An 8,720-nucleotide genomic window follows, 5' to 3' on the forward strand; every position below is an offset into this window, starting at 1 on the left:
ATACAAAAACGCCATCCTTTCCTATGATTCTACAGAAAGAATAGCGTATTTTTTCATTTTAGGGGGGATTTTATTTTGTTAGCTTGATAGCGATGGGGGAAGTGCACATCGTTACCCAGCTAATAAAAATGGGTTACCCAAAAACGATAAAAATGATTAGAGACCCTGATTTTTATACAGTCAAAAAATCAGGGCTATTTTTAAAGGATTAAGGATTATTGAGTAAGTAATAGTTAATTGATTGTGCCAGTATTTTTATTTTTCACTAATAAAGGGAGCAATTATTTTTTTTTCATAAGAAGATAACACGATATTCGTTGATGGTGTACCATATTGCATTGTATCATCAATAAATTGTTCTAAACTTTCTACAGAATACGTTGCTAATTTGACAATATAGCTAATTTCCCCTGCTACTCTGTAACACTCAAGTACATCTGGATGATTATAGCAAAAGTTAGCTAATGATTTACAATCCTTTGATTTAAACAATATAAGTGCAGAAATTGGACGGTTTATTTTTTTTAGAGAAACATGTGCATGGTAACCTTCAATAATTTTTTGCTCCTCTAACTTCCGTACTCGCTCAGTTACTGACGGAGCAGATAAGTGAACGGCTTCTGCTAGATCCTTCATTGAAATTTTTGCATTTGACTGTAATAATCCCACGATTTTTTTATCAATTTGATCCATAAATCATCCAACCTTTTTTTATAAAATAGAATAACCTAAATTCCTTATATAATAAAGCCAAATGATCGAATATCCTTATTAAACTCATTTATCAGCCTTATATATTTGTATAAAATAAGGATAACAGGAGGCGATTTACGATATGAAAAAGGTTTTATTATTATTAGCTGATGGATTTGAAGCAGTAGAAGCTAGTGTATTTACAGATGTACTAGGTTGGAATAAATGGGAGGGAGATGGATCAACTGAGGTCGTAACAGTTGGCCTTCGGAATAAATTAACCTGTACTTGGAATTTTACTGTCATACCCGAAAAAACGGTTGATGATATTCAATTAGATGAGTTTGATGCATTAGCTATTCCAGGAGGTTTTGAAGAAGCTGGTTTTTATCGGGATGCATATAGTAGAGAATTCTTACATGTTATTCAACATTTTTATGCCAAGCAGAAGCCTATTGCCAGTATATGTGTCGCATCATTAGCGCTTGGAAAAAGCGGAATTCTTACAGATAAAAAAGCCACCACATACAGTCATCCGACGAGTAAACGAAAAGAGCAGTTAAAGAATTTCGGTGCAATAGTACAAAATGATTTAATCGTTCAAGATGGAAACATTATTACATCTTCAAATCCAGGTACAGCTTTTGATGTTGCATTTTTATTACTTGAAAAACTAACATCTAAAAAGAACGCTAAACATGTAAAGGATCTTATGGGGTTTTAGGCATTGCTCTTCAACAAAGGGGTACTTGGAGTATTTTAAAATATCTTAACGAACATGGTCCAAAAGAGTGGTCATCTAATTGGGTGACTGCTCCAGATAAAAGAGAATGGAAATAATCTGTGATAACAGATGGTAATGAATCGATCAAAGGTAAGTGCCCTTTTCATGCATAATTTAATAAAAAGAATAATAATTGATTAAAATAGGAGAATTTTTATGATTGTAACACTCTTTACATATATATTGTTAGGTTTATCTTTATCAATACCTGCAGGTGCTATGACTGTCCAAATGACTAAACAAGGAATGAGAAATGGTTTCGTACATGGTTGGTTTGTAGGTATAGGAGGAATGACTGTAGATTTATCTTTAATAGTTCTGATTTATCTAGGGTTCTCTAGTGTATTAACCAATCCGTGGGTAGAAGCAGTTATGTGGTTACTAGGTTTTGGGTTTTTAATGTTTATTGGAATAGAAAGTATTAAAGAAGCAAAGTCAGAAGTTAACATAGAGGGAGAAAATCCTAATAAATCTTTATTAACAGCTTATTTATCTGGTTTTATGATTGCTATATCACCGGCTAATATTGTCTTTTGGATAGGGGTCTTTGGGCCGGTTCTAGTTTCTTCATTAGGTAGTGCAAGTACATCAACATTTATATTAATAGCTGTAGGTATTTTATTAGGTATCTTTATGCATGATATGGTCTTATTAAGCTTTGTTCATTTTACTAGACGGTTTCTAAATCCAACCTTTATTAAATGGGTATCTATATTTGCCGCAATAGTACTATTCGGATTTAGTGGTTATTTTGGTTACGAGTTTATAAAACAAGTAATTACTTTTATTTAAAAAGCATAACTCTTATAAACTTAAATATGGTAGTTGAAATATAGATGAAAAAGATACGCATTTTAAACCTAAATGCAACGTAATTGTAAATATGTTATATTACGTAGGCATCCCCTCAAAAATTTTTTGATTCCTGGGGGAGGGTTAAATTCCTTACACATAGCCTTTAAAAAAGAAACAACCTTTACTATAATTGACGGTGTATGAACTTAGCTTGATAGTGATGGGGTAATTGCACATACCTATTTACTGAAAAATATTAACTAACTCCAAGAGTCAAAAGCGCTATTCTTACTAAAAGAATAGCGCTTTTTTATTATTTTAGTATGATTTCATCTGAATGTATTGGAGATTTCTCCTGCAAAAGTAGTAGAATTTTTATTTGAATTTACTACCTCAGTTGGATTTATCATATTTCAATTTCGATAGAATAGTAAATAGGTATATTGGATATGGAGATAAATTACAATGATTATACATACTTCAGATTTAGAATTACAGTAACTACTTAACTAATAAAGAAAGGAATAAGCAGAATGATACAGAACATATATGAAACACATTTACATGTAAGAGATTTAGAAAAGGCGATAGATTTCTATCAAAATAAGTTGGGGTTAGCATTAGCAAGAAAACTATCCAAAAGAAAGGTGGCCTTCTTTTGGGTAGGAGAAAGTAAAAAGCAAATGCTTGGAGTATGGGAAGTACATAATATTGAAGATTTTGAGATAAAACACTTTGCTTTTGGTGTAGATTTAGAATTTCTAAAGTCTTCTAAATTGTGGTTAGAGAATCGTGGAATAGAAGTGGTGGGAAGCCTAGGGAAAGGAAATCAAGAGCCAATTGTCCAAAGGTGGATGCCAGCTGCAAGTGTATACTTTCTGGATTGTGATGGGAATAAATTAGAGTTTATTTCTATGTTACATGATAATCCAGATGAATTAGAATACGCATCTTATTTAAGTGAATGGGATGCGGAGCACCTGGCTAAAAAACAGGATTCGTTCAACGAAAAAGTAAATATCAAGCACAAGAATTAATTGCTTTATGTGTATGGCTTAGTCTTACTCCATTCAGCGGTACACTTTCTTCAACAAGTTTCAGCTAACCTTTGAACTCAAAAGATACGTTCAGTACAAAAAATTGCTATTGGAAGTAGGGGATTATGAAAAAAAATCAATGTTTATATAGGGGTAGTGGCGGCTGTAAGCATTTTTATCCTTTCAATTGTTTTTCTATATTTTAACCCTTACAGCAATCAAACACTTAATAAGGAACTATATATCACTGTATTTTTCATGTTTTTGCTTCCTTCTTTTTTGCAGTAATTGCGGCAGTTGCTAGGAAAAAGACTTTTATGATTGCTTGTAGCATTTGGTTGTTACCAGGAACTCTTTATTTAGGTGTAGCAACGATTCCAAGTATTTGGAATTTATATATTGAATTTCTAATTTTTTATTTTGTAACGATTGTTTGGATGAACAAGGGGTGAAGAGTCTAATGAGGAGAGAATTATCTAAATTAGCAGATGTGTTAGTCAATCATTCTACTAAAGTGCAGCCTGGTGATCAAGTGTTGATTCAAAGTGTTACTGAAATAGATCCCGCAGTAGTTCGTGAAATTATTAAGTTTGTGGAAAAAGCAGGGGGATACGCACATGTATCAATGCGTGATGTTTCTGTTACAAGGCAATTGATTCTATCAGGATCTGAAGAACAATTTAAGTTATTTGCAGATTGGGAATGTTACCGCTTAAGTAAGATGCAAGTATATATTAATCTCCGTAGCCCTAGAAATGCATATGAATTAGCAGATGTGCCAGCAGGAAAAATGAAGTTATATCAAAAGATATTTGGAAAAGCTCATAGTGAAGCAGTGTATAAAACAAGATGGGTGACAACTCGAATTCCGAATGCGGGGTCTGCGCAAGAAGCGAATATGAGCACTGAGGCTTATGAAAAATTTTATTATGATGTATGTACGTTAGATTACAATAAAATGTCGAAAGCAATGGAGCCATTAAAAGAATTAATGGAAAAGACAAAGCAAGTTAGGATTATTGGAGAAGGTACGGATTTGAAGTTTTCAATTGAAGGAATTGGCGTTTTAAAAGGAGATGGAACGGATAATATACCTGATGGTGAAGTGTATACAGCACCTGTTAAAGATTCAGTAAATGGAGTAATAACATTTAACACAGTATCTATTCAACAAGGTTATGCGTTTCAAAATATAAAGTTACATATGAAGCATGGGAAAATAATAGAGGCATATGCAAATGATACAGAGCGAATGAATCGAATGCTTGATACGGATGAGGGAGCAAGATATATTGGAGAATTTGCACTAGCGTTTAATCCTTATATATTACACCCGATGAATAATACGTTATTTGATGAAAAAATAAATGGTAGTTATCATCTAGCGATTGGAGATTCGTTACAAGGTGCAGATAACGGGAATAAATCAGCGATACATTGGGATTTAGTAAACATTCAAAGACCGGAGTATGGCGGGGGTGAAATTTGGTTCGATGACGTACTGATAAGAAAAGATGGACGTTTTACTTTACCAGAGTTATTCGGATTAAATGAAGAGAACTTAAAAAGGTAGAGTATTTTGTTGTAGTAATGTAACTGAGATTAAAAGACAACGTATTAAACTAAAAGATGTATTAAATAAATTTACATTTATTTAATGTTAAAAGCTAGAAAGTTAGATTGGCGCGATTCGGTAATTTTGGAGTGCGAAAAAAAGACAAAATCTCTTAAAAAATACTTAAATTTTTACTCCATTAATCTTTACAATCCCTCTTTATAATATGAATTGGACAAGCAACTAAGAGAACGCAGAACATGTCAGTTTATACATTCTATTATTAGGGGGGAGAAATTGTATGAAAAAGGCAGTTGCTTCGTTAGCTGTTATGGCAGTGTTATTACCAACGTTTTCGATGAATGCTGAGGGAAAAGAACAAGCACAAGCACGAAAAACAGCGACGATGTTTAATGTTATTAGTGATATTCAAGGGGATTTAGGGGATTTTGATCACGTATTAAAAGATATGAACAAAGTGACACCACTTTCTAGAGCGCTTATTATGAATGGGGATATAACGCCAACTGGACAGCAGTCACAATATGATGATGTGAAGCGTGTGTTAAACAAGAATAAGCATCCGGAAAATGTATGGTCAACTGTTGGGAATCATGAATTTTACGCTGGTAAATGGACAGCTGATGGGAAACTCTCTCAAAATACATGGCCAAATGGTGTAACGGAAGAGACATTGTTTAATCGATATTTAAAATTTAGCGGACAAGATAAGGTATATCATAAAAAAGAATTAGATGGTTATCCGCTTTTATTTTTAGGAACTGAAAAATATATGAAATACCACGATTCAAAAATGTGGGATGAAGTATATATGAGTGATGAGCAATTAGGATGGTTAAAAGAAAATTTAGAAGAGTATAGTCAAAAAGATAAAAATAAGCCAATTTTCATTTTCTCTCATCACGTTTTACCTGATACAGTATCTGGATCAAGACAAAATCCATATTTACAAGATTATTTAAACGTTGATAAATTGTACGATATATTAAAAGACTATCCGCAAGTAGTTTTCTTTACGAGTCATACACATTGGGATTTAAACTTACCAGATTGGGCTGGTAAAAAGAAAATTACAGGCGGAGATGAAAAAGGATTTACGGTTGTAAATACGGGCGGAATTGAAACTGGTTGGATGTCGGCTGGACCAAATGGTGGCGAGAAGACTGCGCCGGATGGATATTCTTTCAAACAAGGATTACAAATAAAAGCATATGGTAACGATGTAGTCGTAACGGCTTACGATTATAAACGTGATAAGGATATAAAGAAATTATCAATTAGTGATGCAAAAATCGCACAAATGGCACCAGATGTGACGGCTGATGATAGAAATAATGTAATCGTTGGTGCAACAGAATATATGGAGTACTCTGTAGAAGGAACGAACGAGTGGAATACGTATAATCCAGGAAAACCGCCAAAATTTGATGGCGACAAAATCGTATACGTACGTCACAAAGGAGAAATGAATTTAGAGCCAGGATTAACACAGCTTCTTCGTTTTTCGGCAAATAAGTGATTGGAGAGAGCCCGCATTTAAATGTGTGGGCTCTTTTTTGAGTGATGAGAAATGGATTTTGTAAGCCGTTTTTGGTCGGTAAGTCGATATTCTATGTTGAATCGCCAGTAAAAGTAAAATATCGCCTATATAATTTCATTTACTGAATTTCGATACATTTTTAATCCAGAAAGGTGACTTCATCATTTTTCCATGTAATAATAGTATGGTTACATTTACTATGAAAGAGTATAAAAGGAGCGTTATTGATGAATTTAGCTAAATTTCCGAGAAAAAAATATACAGAATCATATACACCAATTGAAAAATTAAACAATTTTTCTGAAGCACTTGGTGGGCCAACTATTTATTTTAAACGAGATGATTTACTTGGTTTAACAGCTGGCGGTAATAAGACGAGAAAGTTAGAGTTTCTAGTTGCGGATGCACAGGAAAAGGGTGCAGATACGTTAATTACAGCTGGTGGTATTCAGTCAAACCATTGCCGTCTAACACTTGCAGCTGCGGTAAAAGAAAAAATGAAATGTATTCTTGTGTTAGAAGAAGGGCTTGAGCCAGAAGAAAAGCGAGACTTTAACGGAAACTATTTCTTATATCATTTATTAGGTGCTGAAAACGTAATTGTTGTGCCAAACGGAGCAGATCTTATGGAAGAGATGCATAAAGTAGCGAAAGAAGTTAGTGAAAAAGGTAATACACCATATGTAATACCAGTTGGTGGATCAAATCCTACTGGTGCAATGGGATACATTGCTTGTGCGCAAGAAATTATGGCGCAATCATTCGAGCAAGGAATTGATTTCAGTTCAGTTGTTTGTGTAAGTGGTAGCGCTGGTATGCATGCTGGTTTAATTACTGGTTTTTCCGGAACACAAAGCAAAATTCCTGTAATCGGAATAAATGTAAGTAGGGGAAAAGCGGAGCAAGAAGAGAAAGTAGCAAAACTTGTAGATGAAACTTCAGCTCACGTAGGTATTCCAAACTCTATTTCACGCGAAGCAGTTACATGCTTTGATGAATATGTAGGACCAGGTTACGCGTTACCGACGCCAGAAATGGTAGAAGCAGTTCAATTACTTGCGAAAACAGAAGGTATTTTACTTGATCCAGTTTATACAGGTAAAGCAGTAGCAGGATTAATTGATTTAATTAGAAAAGGAAAATTTAATAAAGAAGACAACATTTTATTCGTACATTCAGGTGGTTCACCAGCTTTATATGCGAATACGTCTCTATTTGCGTAAGTGTAAAAAGCATTGGGTATCCAATGCTTTTTGTTTTGAATTAATGTTGAAATTTGATACAATTTCGTGAATATGCGATGAGTTTTCAACATTCAACGGTAAACAACGATATATAAAGGAGATTGATGTATGACAGAATTTTGGGAAGCAAGTTTTATAGAAAATCAAATGATGTGGGGATTTGAAGCTGCAGATTCCGCAATTTTGACGAAGGATTTTTTCCTTGAAAAGAAAGTGAAGGATATATTGATTCCTGGTATTGGGTACGGTAGAAATGCAAAGGTTTTTATTGATAACGGAATACAAGTAACAGGTATTGAAATTTCAAAAACAGCGATTGAATTGGCGAGGGCAAATGAACTTAATACTGATTTCTTCCATGGTTCAGTTACGGATATGCCTTTTGATAACAAACTGTATGATGGCATATTTTCTTATGCACTTATTCATTTGTTGGATAAGGATGAGAGAGAGAAGTTTATTAAAGATTGTTATAGTCAGTTAAAACCAAACGGATATATGATTTTTACTACTATTTCTAAAGATGCCCCAATGTTTGGGAAGGGGAAACAACTGGGTAAAGACTACTTTGAAATAATGGAAGGGGTAAAAATGTATTTTTATGATGTTGACTCGGTAAAACAAGACTTTGGAAAATATGGACTGATAGAAACTACGGAAATTTTGGAGCCGCATAAAAATATGGCAAGTAAACCTCCATTTAAATTTATAATGATCAAATGTCAAAAAACACTATAATTACAATTGTGTAAAAAATAGTGAAAGGTTATTTAATAAGCTTGATGTGTAAGCTACTCACTAATTATTCTTTAAAGGCGAAGTAAGGGAAGTCAAATGGCATCCCTTACTTCGCTTAATTTAGTTTAAAACATGTTTTAAACTTCCAACGAATTATTTGTTATATAATGGAATTATTGAAGCGTGAGAGGGGTGATTATATGAGTACAACATTAAGAGGTTCTGGTGCAAAGATTGTATTTATTTGAAAGAGGTATATAGATTCCTAATGGAATCTATTCTTATGCAGCCATTCCGAATAGTTGATGAATAA

General features: G+C 33.6%; 8 protein-coding genes. 7 read left to right on the plus strand and 1 reads right to left on the minus strand.

Annotated elements, in window-relative coordinates; translation table 11 throughout:
• Positions 1-255 precede the first annotated feature (255 nt).
• Positions 256-693, minus strand: a complete 438-nt coding sequence (locus ABH960_RS29190; RefSeq protein ID WP_404449915.1) for an Lrp/AsnC family transcriptional regulator — start codon at positions 691-693, stop codon at positions 256-258.
• Between the two features lie 142 nt (positions 694-835).
• On the opposite strand from ABH960_RS29190, the gene ABH960_RS29195 reads away from it, so the two are divergent.
• From ABH960_RS29195 to ABH960_RS29225, 7 genes are all read left to right on the plus strand, one after another.
• Positions 836-1,417 (plus strand): DJ-1/PfpI family protein, encoded by a 582-nt coding sequence (locus ABH960_RS29195; protein WP_098271866.1) that lies wholly within the window; start codon positions 836-838, stop codon positions 1,415-1,417.
• A gap of 216 nt (positions 1,418-1,633) precedes the next feature.
• Positions 1,634-2,269: a LysE family translocator gene (locus tag ABH960_RS29200; protein ID WP_404449918.1), complete on the plus strand. Its 636-nt coding sequence runs from the start codon at positions 1,634-1,636 to the stop codon at positions 2,267-2,269.
• Between the two features lie 536 nt (positions 2,270-2,805).
• The gene (locus tag ABH960_RS29205) at positions 2,806-3,309 is read left to right on the plus strand and encodes a VOC family protein (protein WP_404449920.1); all 504 of its coding nucleotides are present in this window, start codon (positions 2,806-2,808) and stop codon (positions 3,307-3,309) included.
• A 460-nt stretch (positions 3,310-3,769) separates the two neighbouring features.
• A complete protein-coding gene (locus ABH960_RS29210; RefSeq protein WP_404449922.1) occupies positions 3,770-4,882 on the plus strand; it encodes an aminopeptidase in 1,113 nt (370 codons plus the stop codon).
• Between the two features lie 283 nt (positions 4,883-5,165).
• Positions 5,166-6,404: a DUF4073 domain-containing protein gene (locus ABH960_RS29215; RefSeq protein ID WP_404449924.1), complete on the plus strand. Its 1,239-nt coding sequence runs from the start codon at positions 5,166-5,168 to the stop codon at positions 6,402-6,404.
• Positions 6,405-6,652: 248 nt separating this feature from the next.
• Complete coding sequence (gene cuyA, locus ABH960_RS29220) at positions 6,653-7,648, plus strand: D-cysteate sulfo-lyase (RefSeq protein WP_016101063.1); 996 nt, start codon at positions 6,653-6,655, stop codon at positions 7,646-7,648.
• A 129-nt stretch (positions 7,649-7,777) separates the two neighbouring features.
• Complete coding sequence (locus ABH960_RS29225; protein ID WP_404449926.1) at positions 7,778-8,407, plus strand: class I SAM-dependent methyltransferase; 630 nt, start codon at positions 7,778-7,780, stop codon at positions 8,405-8,407.
• Positions 8,408-8,720: the final 313 nt, after the last annotated feature.

This window comes from Bacillus sp. RC252 (genome assembly GCF_044909215.1).
In the GTDB taxonomy this organism is placed as follows: Bacteria; Bacillota; Bacilli; order Bacillales; family Bacillaceae_G; genus Bacillus_A; species Bacillus_A mycoides.

Excerpts from the sequence above, each read along its gene's own strand:
- ABH960_RS29195 (WP_098271866.1), top strand. The coding sequence starts at position 836 with ATGAAAAAGGTTTTATTATTATTAGCTGATGGATTTGAAGCAGTAGAA.
- ABH960_RS29210 (WP_404449922.1), top strand. The coding sequence starts at position 3,770 with ATGAGGAGAGAATTATCTAAATTAGCAGATGTGTTAGTCAATCATTCT.
- ABH960_RS29215 (WP_404449924.1), top strand. The coding sequence starts at position 5,166 with ATGAAAAAGGCAGTTGCTTCGTTAGCTGTTATGGCAGTGTTATTACCA.
- ABH960_RS29205 (WP_404449920.1), top strand. The coding sequence starts at position 2,806 with ATGATACAGAACATATATGAAACACATTTACATGTAAGAGATTTAGAA.
- ABH960_RS29190 (WP_404449915.1), bottom strand. The coding sequence starts at position 693 with ATGGATCAAATTGATAAAAAAATCGTGGGATTATTACAGTCAAATGCA.
- ABH960_RS29225 (WP_404449926.1), top strand. The coding sequence starts at position 7,778 with ATGACAGAATTTTGGGAAGCAAGTTTTATAGAAAATCAAATGATGTGG.
- cuyA (WP_016101063.1), top strand. The coding sequence starts at position 6,653 with ATGAATTTAGCTAAATTTCCGAGAAAAAAATATACAGAATCATATACA.
- ABH960_RS29200 (WP_404449918.1), top strand. The coding sequence starts at position 1,634 with ATGATTGTAACACTCTTTACATATATATTGTTAGGTTTATCTTTATCA.